At 74.3% G+C, this 24,310-nt stretch carries 19 protein-coding genes; 7 read left to right on the top strand and 12 right to left on the bottom strand.

Features of this window, described 5'->3' with window-relative positions; genetic code table 11:
• Positions 1-93: 93 nt before the first annotated feature.
• Entirely contained in the window at positions 94-1,440 is a 1,347-nt protein-coding gene (locus tag ACFWOG_RS12620; protein WP_329952964.1) for a dicarboxylate/amino acid:cation symporter, read from the bottom strand.
• Between the two features lie 443 nt (positions 1,441-1,883).
• On the opposite strand from ACFWOG_RS12620, the gene ACFWOG_RS12615 reads away from it, so the two are divergent.
• A complete protein-coding gene (locus tag ACFWOG_RS12615) occupies positions 1,884-3,128 on the top strand; it encodes an MFS transporter (protein WP_329952963.1) in 1,245 nt (414 codons plus the stop codon).
• Between the two features lie 80 nt (positions 3,129-3,208).
• On the opposite strand, the gene ACFWOG_RS12610 is transcribed toward ACFWOG_RS12615, so the two are convergent.
• From ACFWOG_RS12610 to ACFWOG_RS12585, 6 genes are all read right to left on the bottom strand, one after another.
• The gene (locus tag ACFWOG_RS12610; protein ID WP_380357531.1) at positions 3,209-6,598 is read right to left on the bottom strand and encodes an SdrD B-like domain-containing protein; all 3,390 of its coding nucleotides are present in this window, start codon (positions 6,596-6,598) and stop codon (positions 3,209-3,211) included.
• Between the two features lie 114 nt (positions 6,599-6,712).
• Entirely contained in the window at positions 6,713-7,687 is a 975-nt protein-coding gene (locus ACFWOG_RS12605; protein ID WP_380357529.1) for a LacI family DNA-binding transcriptional regulator, read from the bottom strand.
• A 215-nt stretch (positions 7,688-7,902) separates the two neighbouring features.
• Positions 7,903-8,268, bottom strand: coding sequence for a DUF4229 domain-containing protein (locus ACFWOG_RS12600; protein ID WP_329883277.1), 366 nt, complete (start codon positions 8,266-8,268; stop codon positions 7,903-7,905).
• A 119-nt stretch (positions 8,269-8,387) separates the two neighbouring features.
• The gene (locus tag ACFWOG_RS12595) at positions 8,388-8,915 is read right to left on the bottom strand and encodes a GNAT family N-acetyltransferase (protein WP_329883276.1); all 528 of its coding nucleotides are present in this window, start codon (positions 8,913-8,915) and stop codon (positions 8,388-8,390) included.
• Positions 8,916-9,128: 213 nt separating this feature from the next.
• Positions 9,129-10,454 carry an MFS transporter gene (locus ACFWOG_RS12590; protein WP_380357525.1) on the bottom strand — a complete coding sequence of 442 codons (1,326 nt, stop codon included), beginning with the start codon at positions 10,452-10,454 and terminating at the stop codon, positions 9,129-9,131.
• A 568-nt stretch (positions 10,455-11,022) separates the two neighbouring features.
• Complete coding sequence (locus tag ACFWOG_RS12585; RefSeq protein ID WP_329952960.1) at positions 11,023-11,523, bottom strand: ATP-binding protein; 501 nt, start codon at positions 11,521-11,523, stop codon at positions 11,023-11,025.
• A gap of 586 nt (positions 11,524-12,109) precedes the next feature.
• Between ACFWOG_RS12585 and ACFWOG_RS12580 the strand changes: the two genes are divergently transcribed.
• The gene (locus ACFWOG_RS12580) at positions 12,110-12,751 is read left to right on the top strand and encodes a sigma-70 family RNA polymerase sigma factor (RefSeq protein ID WP_329952959.1); all 642 of its coding nucleotides are present in this window, start codon (positions 12,110-12,112) and stop codon (positions 12,749-12,751) included.
• Positions 12,748-13,950 carry a zf-HC2 domain-containing protein gene (locus ACFWOG_RS12575; RefSeq protein ID WP_329952958.1) on the top strand — a complete coding sequence of 401 codons (1,203 nt, stop codon included), beginning with the start codon at positions 12,748-12,750 and terminating at the stop codon, positions 13,948-13,950. The genes ACFWOG_RS12580 and ACFWOG_RS12575 overlap by 4 nt, the downstream gene beginning before the upstream one ends.
• A gap of 52 nt (positions 13,951-14,002) precedes the next feature.
• On the opposite strand, the gene purU is transcribed toward ACFWOG_RS12575, so the two are convergent.
• Complete coding sequence (gene purU, locus ACFWOG_RS12570; protein WP_329883272.1) at positions 14,003-14,869, bottom strand: formyltetrahydrofolate deformylase; 867 nt, start codon at positions 14,867-14,869, stop codon at positions 14,003-14,005.
• A gap of 157 nt (positions 14,870-15,026) precedes the next feature.
• The gene (locus ACFWOG_RS12565; RefSeq protein ID WP_329883271.1) at positions 15,027-15,542 is read right to left on the bottom strand and encodes a hypothetical protein; all 516 of its coding nucleotides are present in this window, start codon (positions 15,540-15,542) and stop codon (positions 15,027-15,029) included.
• A gap of 173 nt (positions 15,543-15,715) precedes the next feature.
• Between ACFWOG_RS12565 and ACFWOG_RS12560 the strand changes: the two genes are divergently transcribed.
• The gene (locus tag ACFWOG_RS12560; protein ID WP_329952957.1) at positions 15,716-17,017 is read left to right on the top strand and encodes an ABC transporter substrate-binding protein; all 1,302 of its coding nucleotides are present in this window, start codon (positions 15,716-15,718) and stop codon (positions 17,015-17,017) included.
• A 115-nt stretch (positions 17,018-17,132) separates the two neighbouring features.
• Here ACFWOG_RS12560 and ACFWOG_RS12555 read toward each other — a convergent pair whose 3' ends face one another.
• Entirely contained in the window at positions 17,133-18,320 is a 1,188-nt protein-coding gene (locus ACFWOG_RS12555) for a hypothetical protein (protein ID WP_380357519.1), read from the bottom strand.
• 174 nt (positions 18,321-18,494) lie between these two features.
• Entirely contained in the window at positions 18,495-19,871 is a 1,377-nt protein-coding gene (locus ACFWOG_RS12550) for a transcriptional regulator (protein ID WP_329952955.1), read from the bottom strand.
• A gap of 317 nt (positions 19,872-20,188) precedes the next feature.
• Here ACFWOG_RS12550 and ACFWOG_RS12545 point away from each other — a divergent pair, with 317 nt between their 5' ends.
• Positions 20,189-20,896 (top strand): bifunctional DNA primase/polymerase, encoded by a 708-nt coding sequence (locus ACFWOG_RS12545; RefSeq protein ID WP_329883268.1) that lies wholly within the window; start codon positions 20,189-20,191, stop codon positions 20,894-20,896.
• A gap of 499 nt (positions 20,897-21,395) precedes the next feature.
• On the opposite strand, the gene ACFWOG_RS12540 is transcribed toward ACFWOG_RS12545, so the two are convergent.
• Complete coding sequence (locus ACFWOG_RS12540) at positions 21,396-22,088, bottom strand: metal-dependent transcriptional regulator (protein WP_329883267.1); 693 nt, start codon at positions 22,086-22,088, stop codon at positions 21,396-21,398.
• Positions 22,089-22,308: 220 nt separating this feature from the next.
• Between ACFWOG_RS12540 and ACFWOG_RS12535 the strand changes: the two genes are divergently transcribed.
• Entirely contained in the window at positions 22,309-23,073 is a 765-nt protein-coding gene (locus ACFWOG_RS12535) for an SIS domain-containing protein (RefSeq protein ID WP_329952954.1), read from the top strand.
• Between the two features lie 235 nt (positions 23,074-23,308).
• Positions 23,309-24,253 (top strand): DUF4231 domain-containing protein, encoded by a 945-nt coding sequence (locus ACFWOG_RS12530; protein ID WP_380357515.1) that lies wholly within the window; start codon positions 23,309-23,311, stop codon positions 24,251-24,253.
• Positions 24,254-24,310: the final 57 nt, after the last annotated feature.

Below are 24,310 nucleotides of genomic sequence, written 5' to 3'. Positions count from 1 at the left end.
GCCCCGCCCGGCCCCGGGGGCGGCGCGGCGCCCCCCCCGCGGCCTTGCCCCGGCCCCCCTCCCCGGCGGGGAGGGGGCCCTGCGCGGAACCGGTCAGGCCGTGGCCGCGGCCTTCGGGCCGGACTGCGCCGGGACGACGGCCGCCGGGGCGTCCGCGTAGAGGTCGCCGGTGGGGTTGTTGTAGGCCACCAGGTCGAGGGTCTTCTCCCGGGCGGCGACCACGATCGGCACGAGGGCCTGGCCGGCGACGTTGGTCGCGGTGCGGATCATGTCGAGGATCGGGTCGATCGCCAGCAGCAGGCCGACGCCCTCCAGGGGCAGGCCCAGGGTGGAGAGGGTCAGGGTCAGCATCACGATCGCGCCGGTGAGACCGGCCGTGGCGGCCGAGCCGACGACCGAGACGAAGGCGATCAGCAGGTAGTCCTTGATGCCGAGGTCGATGCCGTAGACCTGGGCGACGAAGATCGCGGCCAGCGACGGGTAGATCGCGGCGCAGCCGTCCATCTTCGTGGTGGCACCGAACGGCACCGCGAACGAGGCGTACTCGCTCGGCACGCCGAGGCGCTCGGTGACGCGACGGGTGACCGGCAGGGTGCCGACCGAGGAGCGGGAGACGAAGGCCAGCTGGATGGCGGGCCAGGCGCCCTTGAAGAAGTTCAGCGGGTTGAGGCCGGCGGCGAACTTCAGCAGCAGGGAGTAGACGACGAACAGCACCAGCGCGCAACCGACGTAGATGTCGACGGTCAGGACGGTGAAGGGCTTCAGCAGGTCCCAGCCGTACTTGGCGACGGACTTGCCGATGAGGCCGAGGGTGCCGAGCGGCGAGAGCCGGATGACCCACCACAGGGCGGTCTGGATCAGCTCCAGGACGGACTCGCTGAGCTTGAGGACCGGCTCGGCCTTCGCGCCGAGCTTGAGGATCGCCGCGCCGGCCACGACCGCCAGGAAGACGATCTGCAGGACCTCGACCTCGGTGAACGCGGTGACGATGTTGGTCGGGAAGATCCCGGTCAGGAAGTCGATCCAGCTGCCGGTGGACTTCGGCGCCTTGAGGCCCTCGGTCTTGAGGTCGGTGCCCTCGCCCGGGTTGGTCAGCAGGCCGAGGCCGAGGCCGATGGCCACCGCGATCAGCGAGGTGATCAGGAACCAGAGCAGCGTGCGGACGGCCAGGCGGGCCGCGTTGGTCACGTTGCGCAGGTTGGCGACGCTCACCAGGATCGCGGTGAAGACCAGCGGGGGGACGGCGAGCTTCAGCAGCTGGACGAAGATCTTGCCGATCGTCTCCAGGGTGGTGGCCAGCCAGGAGATGTCGGCCGCGCGGGCCAGGTAACCGAGCCCGATGCCGAGCACGAGGCCGGCAACGATCTGGACCCAGAAGGGGGTCTTGCGGATTCTGGCGAGCACGGACGGCGACGAGGTCGCCTCGGGCGCTGTGGACATGACGGTGCGGCTCCGGGGGAGGCGTTGCTGACGGTGAGGCGGGGCGGGGAAGGCGACACGGCGGGGGCCGGGGGAGGAGGACCGGCCCCGGTCAGGGGCGTGCCGCCGGAATACAGCTCATCGCGCGACAACGGCGCGGGCTGTCCACAGCACCGGGCAGACGGCACCCGCGGGCGGCGCCGGGCTGCGAGCCCAGGCCGTGCATCCGGAGTGCGTCTGAGGTGGTCATGGCCGATACGTTAGCAGTAAAGGTTTGAGATGTTCAAAGTAGTTGTTTGAGTTCCGGACATGCGCCCACTCGCGGCCCGGTCGGAGTCCGGACACGAACGAAGCTGACGCCCCATCAGATCGACCGCCCGCCCCGATTGACCGCCTGCCGGTTATACGTATAACTTGGGTGGCGCCCCCTCCACGCCCACCGCCCAGACCGGAGAACCCCGCCCATGGGCTACCTCGCCCTGCTCCGCGCCCCGCACGTCGGCCGCCTGCTCCTCGGTACCCTGCTCGGCCGCCTCCCGGCCGGCATGACCGCCCTGGTGATCGCGCTCGCCCTGCGCGAGGCCGGCGCGCCGTACAGCCGGATCGGCCTGGCCACCGCCGCGTACGCGATCGCGGCGGCGGTCGGCGGACCGGTGCTCGGCCGGATCGTGGACCGGACGGGGCAGCCCCGCGTCCTGCTCCTCTCCGCCGTGGTCGCCGGCGGCGGGTACACCCTGCTCGCGCTGGCTCCCGGATCGGCCCTGGCCGCGCCGGTCGGCGCCGCGATCGCCGGCCTGGCCATGCCGCCGCTCGAACCCTGCCTCCGCTCGCTCTGGCCGGACGTCGTCGAGGACGAACAGCTCGACACCGCTTACGCGTTCGACTCCGCCGCCCAGCAGATCCTCTACGTCGCCGGTCCGCTCGCGGTGGCCGGGATCGCCGGTGCGGTCAGCCCGGTCGCGGCACTCTGGGTGGCGGCCGGGCTGGGGCTGGCCGGGGCCCTGATCGTGGCCACCACCGCACCGGCCCGGGCCTGGCAGGCGCCGCCGCGCGAGCACTCGGCGGGCCTGCTCGGACCGCTCCGCTCCCCCGGACTGGTGCTGCTGCTGGTCGGCCTGGCCGGCGCCGGCTGGGCGGTCGGTGCGCAGAACGTGCTGTTCATCGCCTACGCGGAGGCCCACGAGCGGACGGACGGGCTCCCGGGCGGCGCGGGCACCCTGCTGGCGCTGGCCGCGCTCGGCGGGCTGCTCGGGGCGCTCGCCTACGGCGCAGTGAAGTGGCGCAGCTCCACCGCCACCCGCACCGGGCTGATGGCGCTCGGCATGGCCGCCTCCTACCTGCCGCTGCTCCTGGTTCCGGGACCGGCCGCGATGGCCGGACTGGCGTTCGTCTCCGGGATCGCCCTCGCCCCGCTGCTGGCGGCGGCGTTCGTCCTGGTCGCCGAGCTGGCCCCGGTCGGCACCGTGACCGAGGCCTTCGCCTGGCTGGTCACGCTCTTCGCGACCGGCAACTCGCTCGGCTACGCGGTCTCGGGCCACCTCGCCGAGGGATCGCTGCGCTCGGTGGCGCTCTGCGCGGCGGGCGGCATCGGCCTGGGCGGGCTGCTGCTGTTCGGCGCCCGCCGCTGGTTCCGGGTCGTCCCCGCCGCCGGCCCGGCGGGCTCCGGCGCGCCCGCCGACGCCGGACCGGTGCCGGTGCCGGTGGGCTGAGCCCGCCCCGAAGACGTGGCTGCGCCCGTCGGGCCGGTGGTCCGGCCGACGGGCGCAGTCACTTTCTCCTGGCCGGTGCCTCAGCTGTGGCGGCCTCGGCCTCCCCAGACGATCAGGGCGAGCAGCAGGCCGGTACCGAGCACGGCGGCCGCGAGGATGCCGATCAGGGTGCCCGGTCCGCCGCCGGTGTCGGGCAGCTCACCGCCGTGGCCGGACGAGTGCGTCGGCTTCGGGTGGTGGGTCGTGGGGTGGTGGGTCGTGGGCCGGTGCGTCGGCGAGTGCGTCGGCGACGAGGGCTCGACCGTCGGCGACGGCGAGGGAACGGCCGTGGACGTCGACGAGGTGGGCGACACCGTCGGGGACGGGGAGACCGTCGGAGACGGGGAGGCGGTCGGCGACGGCGAGACGGTCGGGGACGGCGAGACGGTCGGGGACGGCGAGACGGTCGGCGACGGGGAGACCGACGGGGACGGCGAGGGCGAGGGCGACGGTGTGGGAAGCACCAGTCCCAGGTCCAGGCCGAGGTCCCGCGTCCCGCCGGCCAGCGTGCCCGTCTGGGTCACTCCGGTCGTCGGGTCCGCGTCCGAGTCCAGCTCCCGGTCCGCCCCGGCGGCCCGCCGGGTCACCGTGGCCCCCTCGGGCAGCGTGGTCAGGTCGAACCGCACCGCGTACACCCCGTCCGGCAGCTGCTCGAACAGGTAGTGCCCGCTCGCGTCCGTGACCGCGGCGACCGGCCGGCCGCTCTTGTCCCGGACCGCCCGGCCCTCGCCGTCCAGCAGCTCGACCCGCACGCCGGGGACGCCGGGTTCACCGGGCTGCTGGATGCCGTCGCCGTTGAGGTCGTTCCAGACGAAGTCGCCGAGCGCGTTGGCCGGCGGGACGGCCTGCTCGACGCCGACCCCGACCTTGGCCGGTTCGGCGGGCAGGAACGGACGGCCGGAGGCGTCGGTGGCGGAGTAGGCGAAGCTGTTCCAGGCGAACTCGTCCGCGCCCGCGTCGAACGAGGCGACCATGGGCCAGGTCAGGGTGAACAGTGCGCCGGGGGCGAGCGTGCCGGGGCGGGCCACCCGGAACCAGGTGGCGGTGCCGGGGCCGGGGAAGGCCGTGCTCCACTGCGCGCCGGCGTCGCACGGGCCGGGCACCGCGAAGTCGGCGGGCAGGCAAGGGTCGGACGAGGTGGTGTACTCGATCACCACGGTCGGGTCGCTGGAGGTCAGCGGCTCCACCAGGGAGGGTGTCCAGGCCGAGCTGCGCGGGGTGTCCGGCCGCAGCACGTACCCGTCGCCGGGGGTGGGCAGCTTGTCGTACGCGACGAACTCGGTGACCGGGTCGGCGGAGTCGTTGCGGACGGTCAGCCGGTAGGAGATGCCGCCGCCGGGCCGGGTGGTTCCGGTGGTGGTGTAGTCGGGGTCGAGGTCGCCCCTGACCTCCTTGTAGGACCGCAGCACGGCCGGCACCTGCACCTCGACCTGCGAGGAGGCGTGGCACAGGGTCTCGGTGGCGTCGCCGTCCTTGTCGAGGTCCTGGGCGTCCGGCACCCCGCTGTCACTGCCGAAGTAGAAGCAGGCGACCGGGGGGCCGCTGCCCTCGGTGGTGACGTACACGTCGTTGGTCAGGGTGCCGGGGCGGGCGCTGCCGGCCACCTGGACGTCGATCAGGGTCCGGTAGGCCCGGTGGTCGTTCAGGTACATCATGTCGGGGCTTCCGGCCGGCCAGGTCAGCTTGAGCAGCTGCCGCCCGTCGGGACCGGGCAGCACCGCGACGGACTCCGGGGCGACCGACTCCGCGTAGGCGGGGTCAGGGCGCGCGCTGCCCTCGACGTAGACCATGCCGGGCGGCAGCAGGTCGTAGAGGACGAGCGGACGGTCGAGGGTGCGGCCGGTCCGGTTGTACGGGGTGATCTGGAAGGTGGCCACCCCGCCGGGGGAGAGCACGGCGCCGGCCACGGTGGTCTTGGCGGCACCCAGGTTGGTGGCGGCGGTGACGGTGGAGTCGGCGCAGTCGTTGGCGGCCGAGGTGTCGCCGGCCGCGTCGGTGCCGACCACGTCGACGCAGTTGCGCAGCGGGACGGGCGCGGGGCGCCCGTCGTGGCCGGGGGTGATGGTCTGGGCGAGCAGCTGGACGGAGTTGCCGGGGCTCCAGCCGGTCGGGATCGGGCCGGTCCAGGTGAACCGCAGGCCGTCGAGGTAGCGGCCGGCCGGGATGCCGATCACGTCGTTGGCCGGGTCGCCGGCGCCCGTGGCGAAGGTGATCCGGCGGGTGCCGGACCCGTTCAGCGGGGTGCCCGGGGTGAAGGTCTGCCAGGCGGGGTCGCCGTCCAGCCGGTACTCCAGGGCGAGACCGATCGAGGTCGGGTTCCACGCCTCCAGCTGGATGGACTGCGGGATCAGCCAGTTGTACAGGTTGGCGGTGGTGCCGGTGCCCGGGTCGGTCACCACCAGGCCGGTGATCGGACCGGCGACGTTGCTGGGGCGCAGGCTGAAGGAGGTGAGGTCGCCGGAGACCGAGGTCGTCTGCCACACCTTGGAGGCGCCGACCTGGATGCCGGTGACGGGCGGCTGGAAGACCGGGGTCTCGGCGGTGGCGGTGGAGAGGTCCCGCTGCGGTTCGGGGCCGAGCGGGTCGCCCTGGAGCGTCACGGTGTTGGTGGAGGTGGTGCCGCTGGGGAACGTCGGGTCGGGGTAGTTGACCACCAGGACGCCGGGGATCCGGCAGCCGGCCTGGCCGTTGCCGGCCCGGAAGGCGCCGATGTCGTACACCCAGGTGGTCGAGCCCGCCGGGTCGTTGACCCAGCCCGGGGAGCGGCCGGTGTCCACCACCGCACCGGGCGGCAGGGTGTCGACCAGCCGGCTGCCGTCCAGGTCGACGTTGGGCACGTTGGCGGTCGAGCAGGCGCTGAACTGGTAGGTGACCGAGCGGCCGTCCTGGCTGCTGCCCTGGACACCCTTGGTGGTGGTGTAGCTGGGCTGGACCACGGCGGTGGTGCCGGCCGTACCGGTCTGGGGCTGTTCCCCGTCGGCGGTGAGGGTGGCCGAGTTGGTGCTCTGGGTGCCGTTGGCGGTGGTGAAGTTGGGGTACCTCAGGACCACGTTGATGGTGGCGGTGGTCCCCGGGGTGAGGTCCTGCAGCTTGGCCGTGAGGGTGCCGCCCACGGTGCCGGGCGCCGGGACGGTGGAGTTGGGGACGTCGACGGTGGAGGCGTCCGGAGTCCAGCCGACGAACTCCATCCCGGCCGGGAGCGTGTCGACGATCTGCCCGTTGACGCAGTCGCTGACCGAGCAGGTGTAGCGCAGTGTGTAGGTGACGTTCTCGCCGGGTACCGGGTTGGGCTTGTCCACCGACTTCGTGAAGGTGACGGCGGCCTCGGCGGGCGGGGCGGTCAGGGTGCCGGTCAGCAGGGTGCCACCGATCAGGCCCAGGGATGCGGCCAGGAGTGGCAGGCGTGAGGGTTTAGGTCGAAACGTCCACATATCGGAATCTCATCGCCCGCCCAGCCGACCACGGCGTCGGCGCGAGTCCGTATGACGATATTTCACCCGTCGGGCCCAGCCCGGTCGAGCGGTCCACCGCTCCGGAACGGACGGTCAGTCCGTCCGCCCCGGAGCGGTGGAGGACCGCAGCACCAGCGAGGTGGCGAGCGGCGCCACCGGCGCCACCGGCTCGCCGCGGAGCAGCCGGGCGAGCGCCGCGACACCGGCCCGGCCCAGTTCCTCGCCCGGCAGGTCGACGGTGGTGAGCGGCGGGGCGAGCAGCGCGGCCACCGGGACGTTGTCGATACCGACCACCGAGAGGTCGGCGGGCACCCGCAGGCCGAGTTCGGCGGCGGCCTGGTAGACGCCCGAGGCGACCACGTCGTCGTCGCAGATCACCGCCCGCGGGCGGGCCGGGTGCTCCAGCAGCCGGTGGGCGGCGACGCGCGCCGCGGACTGGCCCTCGTTCAGACTGACGCCCAGTTCGAGCACGTCCAGGCCGAGCGACCGGACGGCCTCCTCGAAGGCGGCCTGGCGGACCCGGAAGGTGTAGGCGGAGTGGGTGGAGCGGAGCCGGCCGATCCGGCGGTGGCCCAGGGCCGCCAGGTGCTCGACGGCGGCGCGCATGCCGCCGGCCACGTCCAGCTCGACCGTCGGGCGGGCGCGGTCGGTGCCCGGGTCTGCGTCCAGGAAGACCGCGGGGGTGTCGGCGGGCAGTTCGCCGAGCTGGCTGTCGTCCGGGGAGCAGATCAGCAGGCCGTCGAACCGGCTGGTGGTGGCGGCCTCGGCGAGGGTCGCGCTCCCCCAGCCGGAGCTGACCACGACGGCCAGGCCGTGCTTGCCCGCCTCCTCGTGGACGCCCTCCAGCACCCGGCCGAAGAACGGGCCGAGGATGTTCGGCACGGCCAGCAGGATCATGCCGCTGCGGCCGAGGCGCAGCTGCCGGCCGGCCGCCTGCGGGCGGTAGCCGAGCCCGCGTGCGGCCTCGCGGACCCGTTCCCGGGTGGCGTCGGAGACCCGGCGGCCCGCCTCCGAGCCGGAGAACACCAGCGAGACGGTGGCCTGGGAGACCCCGGCGAGCCGTGCCACGTCCCGGCCGGTGGGCCGCCGGACGGGGGCCGGCCAGGTACCGGCCGCGGGCCCGTCGCCCCCGACCGCGTGCTCCGGGGACCCGTCCCCGGCGGCACCGGGCGGACCCGTCGCACCGGCCGGCGTCCCCGGCGGTACGACGTCACCGGGCCCGGCGTCGTCGGGGACGGCGCCGGGCGTGGCGGGACCGGAGCGGGGCACGTCGGCGGCGCTGGTCAGTTCGGCGCGGCGGCGGTCCGGGCGGACGTGGCCGCCGCCGAGCGGGCGGCGTCGTCGGCCGCGTCCTCCTCGGCGTTCTGGGCGGCGATCTTCTGCGCCGTCCGCGTCCGGATGCCGTCCACCCGGCCGGAGATCTCGGCCGACATGTCGTCGCGCTGCCTGTGCAGCAGCACGTAGCTGAGCGGCGCCGAGACGAGGGCGGCCAGCAGGAACAGGAAGACCGTGCCGGACTGGCCCTTGACCGGGATCACCTGGAAGTGCCCCAGCAGCAGGGCGACCAGCAGGCAGCCGAGGAAGATGGAGACCCGCATGGAGGTGTAGCGGAGTGTGGCGTGCGACTTCTTGCTCACAGTGCTGCTCACCGGGGACACGTCCTTCTCTGCGCGGGGGCTGGCCGGTCTCCCAGTGAAGCATGCCCGGGCGGCCCGCCGGGGAACGGGTCCGCCGTCCCCGGGCGGACGGCGCTCCGCCGGGGGTGCGGTCAGCGCAGGTCGAGCCACATGGTGACCTCGTCGCGGTCGTCACCGGGCGCGATCCGGATGGCACCCGGGACCCGGCCGGCCTCGGTGTAGCCGCTGCGCCCGTAGAACGACTCCAGGCCGAGCCCGCCGCGCAGGTGGAGCCGCAGACCTGCCAGGCCCCACTCCCGGGCGATCCGTTCGGCCTCGGCCATCAGCACCGCGCCGTAGCCGCGCCCCTGGAGCTCGGGGTGCACCATCACCCGGGAGAGCACCCGCCAGTGCTCCATCAGTTCGAAGCGCATCGACTCGAAGACCAGCAGACCGGCCAGCCGTCCCGTCCCGGCCTCCCGGGCCACCAGCAGCCGGTCCGGCCCGGCCGGCGCGATTCCGGCGAACTGCTTCTCGGCGGTGACCCAGACCTCGTCCTCGGTGACCGGGGGCACGAAGCCCACCGCGCCGCCGGCGTTGCTGGCCTCGGTCCACAGCCGGGTGATCTCGCCGCGCAGACCGGGGTCGAGGTCGGGGTCGAGGGTGAAGATGAGCGTCATGGGCGCGAAGCCTAGTCGCCCCTTACGACATGACCCCGGCGACAGGCCGCCACCCTCCGGGAGGACACCCCGGCAGCCCCCGGCAACCCCCGGCAGTCCGCCCTCACGGTGGGCCGTGCTCAGGGTGGGCCGTGCTCAGGGTGGGCCGTGCTCAGGGTGGGCCGTGCTCAGGGTGGGCCGTGCTCAGGGTGGGCCGTGCTCAGGGTGGGCCCCTCACGACAGCGCCGGGTCGATCCGATCCGGCCGGGCCTCCCGGAGCGCCAGGCAGAGGACGACGGCGATCGCGCAGAGTCCCCCGGCCGCGTACCAGGCGAGGTCGTAGTCGCCGAACGCGTCCCGGGAGAGCCCGGCCAGCCCGGCGACCACGGCCGCGCCGATCTGGTGGCAGGCCAGCACCCAGCCGAACACGATCGGTGCGTCGGCGCCGAAGTGGTGACGGCAGAGCGCGACGGTCGGCGGCACGGTGGCCACCCAGTCCAGCCCGTAGAAGATCACGAAGGCCAGGATCGGCGGCTCCGGCGTACCCGCGAACAACTGCGGCAGCAGGAGCAGCGAGAGCCCGCGCAGCGCGTAGTAGACGACCAGCAGCCGGCCGGCGTCGAAGCGGTCGGTGAACCAGCCGCTGGCGACGGTGCCGACCACGTCGAAGACGCCGATCAGCGCCAGCAGGCTCGCCGCCGTGGTGACCGGCAGTCCGTGGTCGTGGGCGGCCGGGATGAAGTGGGTGCCGACCAGGCCGGCGGTGGTCGCGCCGCAGATCGCGAAGGAGGAGGCCAGCAGCCAGAACGCCCGGCTCCGGGACGCCGTGCGGAGCACCCGCAGCGAACGGGCCAGCGCCCGCCCGTCGGTCGCCGGGGCGGGGGGCTCCTCGGTCGCGCCGTACGGGAGCAGGCCCAGGTCGGCGGGCCGCTCACGCATCAGGAGCAGCACCGGGACGGCGACGGCGGTCGCCGCCAGCGAGACCACCACGACGGCCGAACGCCAGCCGTGCTGCTCGACCAGCCAGGCGCCGACCGGCAGGAAGACCAGGTTGCCCGCCGCGCCGGCGGCCGTCAGCACCCCGGTGACCAGCCCCTGCCGGGCCTGGAACCAGCGGCCGGTGATCGTGGTGGCGAACGCGCCGGCCATCGAGCCGCTGCCGAGACCCACCAGCACTCCCCAGCAGAGCACCAGTTGCCAGGGCTCGCGCATCAGCATGGTCAGACCGGCGCCGACCGAGATGGTCAGCAGCGCGCAGACCACCACCAGCCGCACGCCGAACCGGTCCATCAGCGCGGCGGCGAAGGGGGCGGTGAGTCCGTAGAGGGTGAGGTTGACCGAGGTGGCGCTGGATATCGTGCCCGTCGACCAGCCGAACTCGTGGTGCAGCGCATCCATCATCAGGCTGGGCGTGGAGCGGAATCCGGCCGAGCCGAGCAGCACCACCAGCGAGACGGCGGCCACCACCCAGGCGTAGTGCACCCGGGGCGCACGGGCGGCGGGGAGCACCCGGGCGGAACCGGGGGCGGTGGGGCGGGCGGGGGCGGGCGGTTCGTTCACCCGCCAGAGTCTCCCGAAGGGACCGGCGGGCGACGAGGGGCGGGACTGCCGAATTTCGTCGGAATCGGGCCAGTGAGGGGCAGGAACCGGCCGACCGGAACCGGTCGTTCGGCCGGCGGCCCCGGTGGCCGAAAACAACCGCCCCCACGGGCAGATCGGATGACGGCGGGCCGCACGCACCCCGAGCACGGCACGGCCGGCCGCCATCCAACCTCGACGCACGGGCCCTGAACCCGCGCCGCACCCTCCGCACTCGCCAAGGAGCCAGCACACGACCGACAGACCGCGGCCCCCCTGCTGACGTGATCCCCCTGGACAGCAGCACCGCAGCGGCGTTCGGGTGTTCCCTCGGCGTCCCCTCGCAACGAAGAGCTGCACCCAAGCGTGATCAGTCGGATACGTCACGTCAATGGGTTGTCCGAAATTCGGAATGGTTGCGTCAGCTTTCGGCCCGACGATCACCGGGCCGCCGCGCGCCCCGTTCGGACGCTCCGTCGGGGCTCCGGCGGGGCTCCGTCGGGGCTCCGCAGCCGTGCACGACGGCCGGGTGCCGGGTGAGCACCCGTCACTACTGGACCAGCGCGGCCCAGTCCACGGCGGCCAGCGGGTCCGTCGGCCGGGAGTCCGGGCTGATCTCGCACCAGACCCGTTTGCCGGCCCCGTCCGGGTACCAGCCCCAGCGGTCGCAGAGCAGCTCGACCAGCTCCAGGCCCCGGCCGTTGGTGGCGTCCACGTCCGGCCCGGCGTGCCGGGGGGCGGGGGCGGCCTGGCTGGCGTCGGCGACCTCGACCCGCAGCGGGCCGACCGTCGCCGCCTCACGCACCCCGGCGGCCGGTGCGGCCTCGGCCGGGCCCCCGCCGATCGGGAAGCAGAGCCTCAGCACGGCCGGACAGCCGGTGTGCACCACCGCGTTGGTCACCAGTTCGGAGACCACCAGCACGACCGTCTCGGCGATGGGCGCGTCCGGGTCGACGCCGTGGTTGAGCAGCCGTGAGCGCACCCACCGGCGGGCCCGGCCGACCTCGGCGGGGTCCGCCTGCACCGCCAGCTGTACCTGTAGAACCTGCACTGCTCCACCACCTGCACTCGCAGTTCGGCCATCGTCCCGGCCTGGCCTGATCACCCGGCCTGCCCGGGCACACACCGGGCCGCCCATCGGGTCGCCGTCCCCCGGGTCGGCAGCCGCCCGTCGGGCCGCCGCACGTCACACCCGGTACGACGCACCCGCGTCACCTCGTCCGTCGCGCACCGGCCGCGACACGAACACGCCTCAGGATGATTCGGCGGACCGGCCGCAGCAAGCGCTTCGGGCATATTCCAGCGATCGGGGGACAGCGCAGGGCATACTGTCCCGCTCACTCTGGCGAGCCTCGGACCGGCGATCGCTCGGCCCGGCCCGACCGGCCGGGGATGCAGTGGTGAACCTACCGCCGCCCGCCCCCGCCGCCGCTCCCGCCACTCGCGAACCACCCGTGCAACATATGTCCAGCCACCTTCGAACAGGCCCGGCGCGACGGCCGGATCGACGGCAGATCCCACGATCCGACCATCCGAAACCGGCTCCTCCGTTCTTCACCGAATCCCTCCACCGCCCGAACGGCGCGGGATACCGTGGGGCACGTCAGCGGTCCGCACGGCAGGAGGGGTGGTGACCGATGGCCACCACCGACGGCGCCCCTCGCTGGGACGAACAGCTCCAGCGGCGCCTGGCCCGCGGCGAGGAGACCGCCCTCGGCGAGCTGTACGACCAACTCGCGCCGATGGTCCACGGGTTGGCCGGCCGGATACTCGCCGACCAGACGGCCGCCGCCCAGCTCACGCGCGAGATATTCGCCCACGTCTGGGAGCACCCCGAGGCCTTCGACCCGGCCCGCGGCTCGCTCCGCTCCTGGCTCGGCGCACTCACCCACCGCCGCGCCGTGGACCGGCTGCGGGCCCGCCGCGCCGCCGAGGCCGGACCGGCCGCAGCCGGTGAGGACGGAGCCGCCGAGGAGGAGATCCGGACGGTGGCCACCGCCGCCCGCGTCCAGTACGTGGTCGCCTCCCTGCCGCAACCCCTGCGTGAGACCATCGCCGAGTCCTACTACGACGGCCGCACCTACCAGGAGACCGCCCACCGGCTCGGCATCAGCGAACAGACCGCCAAACAGCGGATGCGGCTCGGTCTGGAGCTCCTGGCCACCGAACTCGAAGAGGAACGCTCCCGCCACCGGCGCACCCCGGCGCCGGGGGACCATGGCGGCACGGACGGCCGGGACTGCGGCAACGGGCAGCGGAAGGAGGGCGGGGAGGCGTGACGATCGCCGACGACCGGCACGAGGCCCTGCGCTCCCTGCTCGGTGCCTGGGCCCTCGGCGCCGTCCCGCACCGCGAGGCCGCCGAACTGGAAGAGCACCTGCGGGCCTGCCCGGGGTGCGCCGCGGAGGCGGCCCGGCTGCGCGAGGCGGCCGGCTGGCTCGGCGTGGAGGAGCCCCTCGACCAGCCCGGCCCGCTGCGCCAGCAGGTGCTCGACTGGTGCCTCGCCCGCCGCCCGGCCGACCTGCCCGTCCCGGTCTGGGGCGCGCCCTACACGGCCGAGACCGCCAAGCTCGACGCGCTGCTCCGCGACCTCGGCCCGGAGGAGTGGCAGGAGGTGGCCGAACTCCCCTGGCACGGCGGCACCGAGTACCTGCGGCCGGCCGAGGTGCTCTGCCACCTCGCCGCCGTGGACGGCTACCTGGCCGTCGCCCTCGGCCTGCCCGACCCCGTCCCGGGCGGCGTCGCACCGGCCGTCGCCCGGCGGGTGCCGCCGCAGGAGGCCGTCCCGCCGCTCCCCCGGGTGCCGCCGCAGGGCGTCCCGCGCTGGGCCGGGATCACCGAGCGGACCGCCCGGCTGACCGCCGAGCAGGCCGGGCAGCCGCCGCAGCGGGTGCGCGCCAGGTGGCGCCGGCACTGCCACGAGCTGGTCCGCTCCGCCGCGCTCGCCCCGCAGGGCAACACCCCGGTCGACTTCGGCTTCGCGACCGTCCCGCTGCGGGACGCCTTCGTCGACCGGGCCTTCGAGTGCTACGTGCACGGCGAGGACGTGGCCCGGGCGGTCGCCTACCCGTACGACCCGCCGGCCCCGCAGCACCTGCGGCAGATGATCGACCTGGCCGTCCGGATGCTGCCGTTCGCCCTGGCCGGGCAGCGCGCGGCCCGCCCCGAGCACGCCGGGGCGCCCGCGGGAGCGCCCGAGAGCCGGGCGGAGGGCCGGACCGGCGACGAGCGGACCGGACGACGGGTCAGGCTGGTGATCGACGGCCCGGCCGCCGGCGAGTGGCTGATACCGCTGGACGGACCGGAGTCCGGTCCGCCCGGGGGCGAGCCGGTGGCCGCCCTGGTGCTGGACGGGCTGGAGTTCTGCCAGCTGGCCGCCGCGCACCGCGACCCGGACCGGGTACCGGTCGGCGAGCACGGCGACCGGGCCGCGATCCGTGAGGTGCTGCGCGCGACGCCGCTGCTCTCGCGGCCCTGACCGCGAACGACCCCGGCGGTACCGGACCGCCGGGGGCCGGTACCCCGGAGGATCAGGTGAAGACGACGGTGCGCGTCCCGTTCAGCAGCACCCGGCGCTCGCTGTGCCACTTCACCGCTCGGGCCAGCGCCTGGCACTCGACGTCCCGGCCGAGCGCGACCAGCTGGTCCGGGGTGACGTCGTGGGTCACCCGGGCCACCTCCTGCTCGATGATCGGGCCCTCGTCGAGGTCGGCGGTCACGTAGTGCGCCGTGGCGCCGATCAGCTTCACGCCCCGGGCGTGCGCCTGGTGGTACGGCTTGGCGCCCTTGAAGCTCGGCAGGAAGGAGTGGTGGATGTTGATCACCTTGCCGGAGAGCTCCGTGCAGAGGCGGTCCGAGAGCACCTGCATGTAGCGGGCGAGCACGACCAGTTCGACGTTCTCCTTGGCGACCAGGTCCAGCAGCTGCTGCTCGGCGTCGTCCTTGGTGTCCCGGGTGACCGGGATGTGGTGGAACGGGATGCCGTAGCCCTCGGTCAGGTCCTGGAAGTCGGTGTGGTTGGAGACCACCGCGGCGATCTCCACCGGCAGCGCGCCGATCCGGGTGCGGAACAGCAGGTCGTTGAGGCAGTGCCCGAACTTGCTGACCATCAGGACGATCCGGAGCCTGTCCTCGCTCGGGTGGATCTGCCAGTCCATCCCGAACGAGGCCCCGATCGCGGCGAAACTGGCCCGGAGCTTGTCGGCCGTCACCGGCTCGACGGCGGAGAAGTGCACCCGCATGAAGAACAGACCGCTGTCCCCGTCACCGAACTGCTGGCTGTCGATGATGTTGCACCCGGTCATGAAGAGGTAACTGGAGACCGCGTGGACGATGCCCTGCTTGTCGGGGCAGGACAGCGTGAGGACGTACTGGGCGCTGGCCGGCTGCTGTTCCACGGTGGTGGTGTCCCGTCCTGAGCTCGTGCGAGTGTGAATGGTCCAGCGTTTCACACTCCGGGACGGGCCCGGTCCGGCTGCCCGCACTCCAAGACGGGCCTGCGCGACGGGCCCCGGACCCGGCCCGACGGGGCGCGGACCGCTCCCCGGACGGGCCTCAGACCTGGGTCAGGATCCGCAGCACGTCCAGCGAACGCGGCGGGGCGTCCGGGTCGTCGCCGTCGCCGGCCGCGAGCCTGACGTGCGCCTCGCGGGCCGCCCGGACCGCCTCCGGCCAGTCCTGGTGCGCCAGGTACGCGGAGGTCGGGGCGTCCGCACCGACCTGGTGCAGGATCTGCACCACCCGCAGCACCGCCACGTCGACCAGCGCGGCCTCGGCGGAGTCCCGGAAGATCGTTCCGACGTACTTCTCGGCCGACCAGCGGTCCAGCCAGGTGTCCTCGACCAGCCGGTAGACGGCGTCGGTCACGTCGCCGTACCCCTCCCGGCCGGTCAGCCAGGTGTCCTGCTGGAACCCGGGGTCGGAAAGCATGTGGAGCGCCGAGCGGAGGCGGGCCCGCCAGCGCCACCAGGGCAGGTCGTTGAGCGACATGCCGCCCATCGTGCTGGAGCGGTGGCCCGGACGAGAAGGGTTTCGGGCAGACCGATACGAAGAATCTGTGCTGGCGGACATGAACGACGATCGTACGTTCCCCCACCGTTCGTACTCCACTCCCGCTCTACACGCGTCCGTGCCCCGAGTTCTGCTGTCGTTTCCCGTCCGTTCGCTTTTCGGCCCTCTCGGCTTGCGGCGTCAAGGCTTGGCTGGTCCCCGTGCGCAGTACGGCGCCCAGGGAGGGAAGACCGATGACCGGCCGACGAGGCTCGTCCCAGGACATGCACCCGAACGCGGGACGGCGCCGCCGGCGCCCGATCGCTGCCGCCGCCACCACCGCGGCGCTGCTCCCAACCCTCTTCTCGGCCTCCGCGTGCGGCGGACCGGCCGACGCCGCCACCGGCAGCGGCGAACTCACCGTGATGACGTGGGCCCCGGCCGACACCGGCGCGGCCGACCGCCCCGGGATGACCGCCCTGGCCGAGGCGATCGGCCGGGACATCAACCTCAAGGGCGGCCTCCACGGCCGCCGGCTCCGTGTGATCACCTGCAACGAGCACAACAGCTCCGACGGGGCCAAGGCCTGCGCGCAGCAGGCGGTGGACGCCAAGGCGGTCGCGGTGATCGGCTCCTACAGCCAGTACGGCGACGACTTCATGCCCGCCCTGGAGCGGGCCGGCATCCCGCTGATCGGCGGCTACGGGCTCTCCCAGCCGGAGTTCAGCAGCCCGCTCTCCTACCCGGTGGGCGGCGGCATGCCGGCCCTGATCGGCGGCAGCGGCCGCCAGCTGGTGGAGGCCGGCTGCAAGGCGGTCGCCCTGATCCGTCCGGACACCCCGGCCGGTGACAACCTGCTCGGGTACCTGGGCAACGCGCTCAAGCCGGCCGGGATCAAGCTGCTGGACGTCAAGGCGCCGGAGAAGTCCAACGACTACAGCCCGACCGTTCGCAAGGCGATCGGCACCGACCAGCCGGGCAACTGCGTCACCAGCGCGCTGGGCGCCGAGCCGACCGGCAACCTGCTCGACGCCTACCGCCGGGTCGGTCCGAAGAACACCCGGATCGCCTCGGTGATCGGGAGCGTGCAGCAGTCGGTGGTCAACTCCACCGGCGGCGACTCCGGCCCGCTGTCCGGCGCCTTCGTGACCGGCTGGTACCCGCCGGAGTCGGCCAAGGTCTGGGACGGCCTGCGTGCCGTGATCCAGGCCGACACCGCCAACGGCCGGACCATCGACGCCGCCGACCCCGGGGTGCAGACCACCTGGGTCGCCTACCAGGTGTTCAGGCAGATCGCCGAGCGGCTGAACGCGGCCGGCCGGCCGATCGGCAGCAAGGCCGTCTCCGCGCTGCTGGACAGCGGCGAGCAGATCGACGTCGGGCTCACCCCGCCGCTGAACTGGGGCACCACCAACATGCTGCCCAGCACCGAGTCCCCCCGGCTGGTGAACACCTGGGTCACCTACCAGGTGGTCAAGGGCGGCCAGATGACCCTGCAGCGGCCCGGCTTCGTGGACGTGCGCTGGGTCCTCACCGGGGGCAAGCCGCCGGCCTGACCCACGCCCGTCCCGGAGGGCCCGGACCGCCCGGTCCGGGCCCTCCGGCGTGCCCGGGCGCCGCGGGGCGGGCCGACGGGGGCGGTCCGGCGGGGGCGGTCCGGCCGCGGACGGCTCAGAGGTCGCCGTCGGTGCGGGTCGGCAGGCCGGTCTGACCGGCGACGGTGTTCCAGAGCCCGGCCGCCTGCTTCTTGGCGGTGGTGGCGGTGCCACTGGCCTGCACGGCGTTCTTGTAGTGCTGGTTGTCGGTCTTCTTGGGCTCGCAGCCGCCCTGCGCGTCCCCGGCCCAGGCCGCGTACTCGTCGTCGGCACCCGCCGAGGCCTGCCAGGCCGCGTTGAGCTGCTCGACCAGCTGCTGACCACCGGGCAGCTTGTCCGTCTTCAGCGCGGCGAGCTTGGTCTGCAGCTCCCGCCGCTGGCCGGCGGCGGCCGTCAGCGCCTGCTGCGACTCGGGCAGCTTCTCGCACTTCTGCACCGAACCGACCGCGCTCACCACCGCCTGGCGGCTGTCGTTGGCGGTGCCCAGCAGGTCGGAGAGCGCCTGCGCCTGGGCCTTGACCTCGGGGCTGACGGTGGCCGTCGACGGACCGGCGGTCGGGGTGGGGCCCGCGCTGCCGGCGGCGGCGCCGCCGGTGGCCACGGGGGTGGCCTTCGGCTCCTGGCCGGTCGGCTCGTCCTTGTCCATCAGCACGGCGACCAGGACGGCCGCCGCCAGGCAACCGGCCACCACCGCGCCGACGATCAGCTTGGTGGACGAACGCCCGCCACGGCCGCCGCCCGGGCCCCCCGGGGCCTCCTGGGTCGGGTGCTCCCGGTACTCCTGCCCCGGGTAGTCCTGCGCGGCCGGCGGGTAGCCCTGGTAGCCCGGCTCGGGCTGGTGCGGGTACGCCTGCGCCGGCGGGGCGTAGCCGGGCCCGGCGGCCGGGTAGCCGCCCGGCGCCGGCGGGCCGCCGGTCGGGTACGGCGGCAGGTACTGCGTCGCCGGGGCCGGATCGGGCTGCGGCGTGCCGGGGTAACCGGGCTGCGGCGCACCGCCCCAGGTGCCCGACTGCGCGGGGATGGCCTGGGTCGGCAACGCGCTGTCGCCGAGGTACTCGGGCTGCCCGGAGGGCCGGCCCGGCTGCGGGTGGCCCTGCGGGGGGCCGGCGAGCTGGCCCGGGGGCACCGGGGGTTGGCCCTGCGGCTGGCCCTGCGGCTGCCCCGGCTGGCCCTGTTGCTGCCCCTGCTGCTGGCCGGGCTCCGGGCGGAACAGGTCGTCCAGGTTGAAGTCACCCGAGTTGGGGTACGAGCGGCGCTGGCTCAACGCGATTCCTCACCTGTGCAGGACCGCGCGCTGACGGCGGACCACATCTCGTCGGTTCTTGGGAGCATCACAGTTCCTTGGACGTCGCGCCCACGCTACCGGTTCGACGAACCGGCCGACCACGTGGGCGGTCCGTCCCTCACCGACCCTGCACGCGCCCCGCCGACCTTCCGCTCAGGCGGCCTCCGCCTCGGCCCGGGCCTGGAACTCGCGGACCACCCGCTGCTCCCGGAACGGCTCCAGCCTGCGCCGGAACTCGTCCAGGTACTCCACGCCCCGGTTGGACCGCAGCCCGCTCAGCAGCCGGACCGCCTGGGCCCCGGTCTCGCAGGCCCGTTCGACGTCCCGCTGCTGCAGCTGCGCCGTCGCCAGCAGGACCAGGTCCACCGCGCGGCGCCGGACCCGGGTCGGCGGGTGCAGGTCGAGCGCCCGGCGGGCGTAGTGCTCGGCCTGGCCGGCCTGTTCGAGGTCGCGGTGGCAGTGGGCCAGCTCGTCCGCGAGGTAGGCGTCGTCGAAGTGGACGATCCAGTCCGGGTCGTCCTCCGGGCGGCGCTTCTCCATCATCTCCAGCGCCTTGGCGGCCACCGCCTCGCAGGCCCGGGCGTCGCCGAGCAGGGCGTGCCCGCGCGCCTCCGCCGCGAGGAACATCGCCATCGCCGTCGGAGTGGCCACCGAACGGGCGCCCTCCTGGGCGGCGCGGGCGAGCTGGGCGATCTCCCGCGGGTTGCCGAGGGTCGCCGCCAGGTGGCTCATCGAGGCCGCCAGCACGTACCCGCCGTAGCCGCGGTCGTCGGCGGCCTGCGCCAGCCGCAGCGCCTGGATGTAGTAGCGCTGGGCCAGGCCGGGCTGGCCGGTGTCCACCGCCATGTAGCCCGCCAGCTCCGTCAACCGCGCTACCGCGGCGAAGAGTTGGCGTCCGGTCTCCTCGCGGTAGGCACCGCCGAGCAGGCCGGAGACCACGCTGTTGAGGTAGTGCACCACCACCGGGCGGACGTGGCCGCTGCCGAACCTGTGGTCCAGGTCGACCAGCATCGCGGTGGTCGCCTTGATGGCCGCGACGTCGGTCGGGCCGACCCGCGTGCCGCCGGTCCGCGCCACCACCGGGTCGGGCGGGGTGATCAGCCAGTCCCGGCTGGGCTCGACCAGGGCGGAGGCCGCCACCGTCGCCCCGGTCAGGAAGTCCCGGCGGCCGACGTCGCTGCGCCACAGCTCGCAGACCTGCTCCAGTGCGGCACCCAGCGTCGGCGCGAACTGCAACCCGATCCCGGAGCTGAGGTTCTTGCCGTCGGCCATGCCGATCTCCTCGACCGACACGCTCCGCCCCAGCTTGCGGCCGAGCGCCTCGGCGATCACCGCCGGTGCCTGCCCCCGCGGCTGCTGGCCGCGGAGCCAGCGCGCGACGGAGGTCTTGTCGTAGCGCAGGTCCAGGCCGTGTTCGGCACCGCAGAGGTTGACTCTCCGTGCCAGACCGGCGTTGGAGCAGCTGGCCTCCTGGATCAGCTGCTGCAGACGCTCGTTGGGCTGTCGTGCGACAAGTGGTCTCGCGGCCATTGGCTTCGCCTCCCCACACCCTCCGGTCCGGCCGGCGGGCGACGCTTTCTGCTGATCTCTGTTGCCGACTGTCCGACCGTCAAAGGAATCTGACATCAGGTTAGCGATCAGCAACGCCAGCGGGATACCCACGGTGACGATCCCCACCCCCCACGCGCCCGGGAATATGCTCCCGTGCGCCCCCACTGCGCCCACCTCGCCTCCCCCCGGCGCTCTTCCACACGGTTCGCCTCACCGGTTCGGGTGAATTGCCCCCGCCCGGCGGAACGTCCCGCACCGGACCGTAACCAGCCTCACGCACGGTAGTTGAGCAGCCCGTGGAAGACACCCCCGACTCCCCCGACCAGGGCGGCAACGCCGGACTGCCCCCGCTGCTCATCGAAGCCGTCGGCTACGCCGAGAACCGTCACTGGGAGGTCGCGCCGGGCGCCTGGCTGATCGACGGTGACGGACCGGCCCGCTGCTCCTGCGCGGACCCGCGCTGCCCGCTGCCCGGCGCCCACCCGATCGACTCGGACTGGGCGCGCAAGGCGAGCGCCGGGCCGGGCGCGGTGCGGCGCTGGTGGACGGAGCGGCCGGAGGCGTCGATCCTGCTGCCCACCGGCCGGTCCTTCGACGTGCTGGACGTGCCGGAGGTGGCGGGCTGCCTGGCGCTGGCCCGGATGGAGCGGATGGGCCTCCAGCTCGGCCCGGTGGTCGTCGCCCCGGCCTCGTCGGGGCGGTACGGTCGGCGGCTGCACTTCCTGGTCCTGCCGGGCGTGGCGGCCAAGCTGCCGGAGATGCTCCGCAAGCTCGGCTGGCCGACCGGCCGGCTGGACCTGGTGGCCCGCGGCGAGGGGGACTGGACGGTCGCCCCGCCGTCCCGGGTCGGCCCGACCGGGTTCGCCCAGTGGGCCCGCTCGCCCTCCGCGCTGAACCGCTGGCTGCCGGACGCCGCCGAGCTGATCAGTCCGCTGGCGTACGCGTGCGGCCGCGAGGCGCCCTCGCTCCCGGACCGCTCGGCCCAGCCGGCGGCGGTCCGCTGAGCCGACCGGCCGAGCCGCCCGCCGGTCGCCCCCGAACGGCCGCCCTACGCCTATCGGGTGAGGGCGCGCGATGCGCGAGACCCCGCGCGCGAGTGACGGGCCTTGTCTCCCACCGGAGTCGGGGCCCGTCATACGCATGTCCGGATAAGGCTTCGGTGTACCCGCTGGTCACAGGCGAAAGCCCCTCGTACGAGTGACAACGCTCAAGGATTGCCATGATCGACCGAGGGGAGGAATCCACCTGTGAGGGGCCGCAGGACGGGGCGCTCGGACGGGGAAGCCGGGCGAGGCGGAGCGGGAGGGACGGAGGGGACGGGAGGGAGGCGGGGGCCGTGTCACCGGCCGGGTTCGGGGAGGCCGGTGGCACGGAGGGCAGGTGAGGGAGGGACCAGCAGGGCCCGGTGCTCGGGGAAAGCACCGGGCCCTGTCGGCCGTCCCGGACCAACCGGGACGGGGCCGACAGGGCCCGGGCTGACGCACGCCCCGCCGGGGCGCCCCGTCAGGGCTGCGCGACGAACACGTGCGCGGCGATCTCCTTGCCCAGCTCCGCGGCGTTCTCCCCGGAGCCCACGAGCACCCCGCCGACCCCGGCGGTGACCCGCACCGTGGAGCCCGGCCGGACCCCGGCCCGGCGCAGCGTGCGCATGAGGTCGCCGTCCATCTGGATCGGCTCGCCGATCCGGCGGACGATCACGCTGGCGCCGTCGTCCCCGGGCTTCACCGAGTCGAGCGGGACGAGCCCGGCGTCGAAGCCCTCGCCCTCGGCCTTGGCGTCGCCCAGCTCCTCCAGACCCGGGATCGGGTTGCCGTACGGGGACTGGGTGGGGTGGCCGAGCATGGCGAGCACCTTGCGCTCGACCGTCTCGCTCATCACGTGCTCCCAGCGGCAGGCCTCCTCGTGCACCTGCTCCCACTCCAGTCCGATCACGTCGACCAGCAGGCACTCGGCGATGCGGTGCTTGCGCATCACCCGCACCGCGAGCCGTCGTCCCTCCTCGGTGAGTTCGAGGTGGCGGTCGCCCGCGACCTGGAGCAGTCCGTCGCGCTCCATCCGGCCGACCGTCTGGCTCACGGTGGGGCCGCTCTGCTCCAGGCGCTCGGCGATCCGGGCGCGCATCGGGGTGATGCCCTCCTCCTCCAGTTCCAGGATGGTGCGAAGGTACATCTCAGTGGTGTCGATCAGCCCAGACATCGCCGCTGGCTCCGTTCCTCGGTGTCCTCATCGCCAATTCTGACCTACCGGGCCGACGACCGGGCCCGCGCAAGGGTCCCGGGCGTGGGTTTCGTGGCTGTTGACAGCGGCCCCGGTGAGGCAGCACGGTGCTCGCCGTAGCTTTCTCCATCGGCGGCCCGGACCTCCGGAGCCGCCCCACCCGGCCGGCTCCCCCACCGGCAGAGAGCGAAGGCAGCAGATGAGCGAGCTGGTCGGCCGGTACTTCGACGCCGCGATCGCCCACCTCCAGCGGGTCCGGACGGAGGAGGCGGACACCATCGAGGCGGCTGCCGCCCTGCTGGCCGCGGCGATCTCCGAAGGACGCAGAATCTTCACCTTCGGCGCCGGCCACTCCTCGCTGGCGGCCCAGGACGTGGTCTACCGGGCCGGCGGGCTGGTTCCCATCAACCTCCTGGAGGTCCCCGGGATGGCCGGGGTGACGGTGATGCCCGCACCGCTCTCCAGCGCGCTGGAGCGGGTCTCCGGACTGGCCACCACCACCCTGGACCTGACCCCCGCCACCGCCGGCGACCTGCTCTTCGTGATCTCGCTCTCCGGCCGCCAGGTGATGCCGGTCGAGCTGGCGCAGCACGCCCGCGGCCGGGGCCTGCGGGTGATCGGGCTCACCTCGCTCGCCTACCCCGGCGAGGTCCCCTCGGCGCACCCGTCGGGCACCTACCTGAAGGACCACTGCGACGTCGTCCTGGACAACAAGATCGCGGTGGGCGACGGCGAGCTGACCCACCCGGGCGCCGAGGCCACCTTCGGGCCGGTCTCCACCATCGTCACCAGCGCGCTGATGCAGGCCGTGGTCGCCTCGGCGGTGGGCCGGCTGGCCGACGCCGCGGCGGCCGGCGACGGCGCCGCCCCGCCGCTCTTCCGCTCCGGCAACGTGCCCGGCGGGACCGAGTGGAACGCCAAGCAGATGGCCGACAACACGGACCGGATCTTCTACACCTACTGAGTCGGGGCTCCGGCGCTCGCGGGCCCGGGGGCGCCGGCCCGGCCGGCGCGCGGGCCCGGCGCGGGCCCGGGAGATGCGGCTCCCGGGCGCCGGCGCGGTCGCGGGAGCACCGATATACGGGACAAACTCCGGCGGTTTCCCGGCCAAAGCGGACGGGCCGGGGCCCGCGCAGGCGTACCGGCCCGGCCGCCGGGGCAGGACAGCGTGCGACCGGAGCGACTGGTGGGGGCCGAGCATGGCGTCGGGTGCGGGGCCGCTGGCCCGGGTGCAGGAGCGCGAGTTGCTGCCCGAACTGTTCTGGGCCGCCGACTCGGCCTCCCGGCAGGGGCAGCGGCGGGCCGTCCGGCTCTCCGCCTGGGAACTGGTGCTGCTGATCGCCGCCGCCGCGGCCGGCTCCGCCGACGGCGGCCTCTGGGCCTGGCTCGCGGCCGCGGCCTACCTCGGGGCGATCTGCCTGGCCGTGGTGATCAGCCGGCAGAACCCGCAGGGCCTCTGGTACGAGGGCCGGGCCGCCGCCGAGTCGGTGAAGACCCTCGCCTGGAAGTTCGCCGTCCGGGCCGACGCCTTCCAGCCGCCGCCGCGCAGCCTGCCGGACGCCGAGGGCCTCTACGGCTTCCAGCTGGGCCGGGTGCTGAACGCCTTCCGGGACAGCCGCGCGGTCGGCCCCGGCCTGGGCACCCGGCCCGCCGACACCCAGATCACCGAGGCGATGCGCGGGCTGCGGGACCAGCCGCTGGCGGTCCGCCGGGACGTCTACCTGCGCGAGCGGATACGGGTCCAGCACGACTGGTACCGGTCCAAGGCGCGGTACTGCGCCCGGGCCGGGTTCTGGGCCGGTGTGCTCGGTGTGGTGCTGCCGCTGCTCGGCCTGGTGCTGGCGGCGCTGCGGGCGATGGGCGAGTTCTCCTACGACGCGCTCGGTACCGTCTCCGCCGTCGCCGCCTCGGTCGCCGCCTGGGCGCAGCTGCGCCAGTACCGGCCGCTGGCCGCCGCGTACGGCCTGGCCGCCCACGAGCTGGAGCTGATCAGCAACCAGCTCGCCCGGCTGGACGTGGGTTCGGCCGACGCCGAGGAGCTCTGGGCCCGGCTCGCCCGCGACGCCGAGGACGCCGTCTCCCGCGAACACACCACCTGGCAGGCCCGCCGCGAGGTCCGCGGCACGACCGACCGGGACCACTGAACGGGCGGTCGACCGGGCCCGGCGCCCGGATCGACCCGCCGGGGCCGCCCGGGGATC

Source organism: Kitasatospora sp. NPDC058406 (genome assembly GCF_042722765.1).
Taxonomy (GTDB): Bacteria; Actinomycetota; Actinomycetes; order Streptomycetales; family Streptomycetaceae; genus Kitasatospora.
This window is presented reverse-complemented; position numbering and strand designations above follow the sequence as displayed.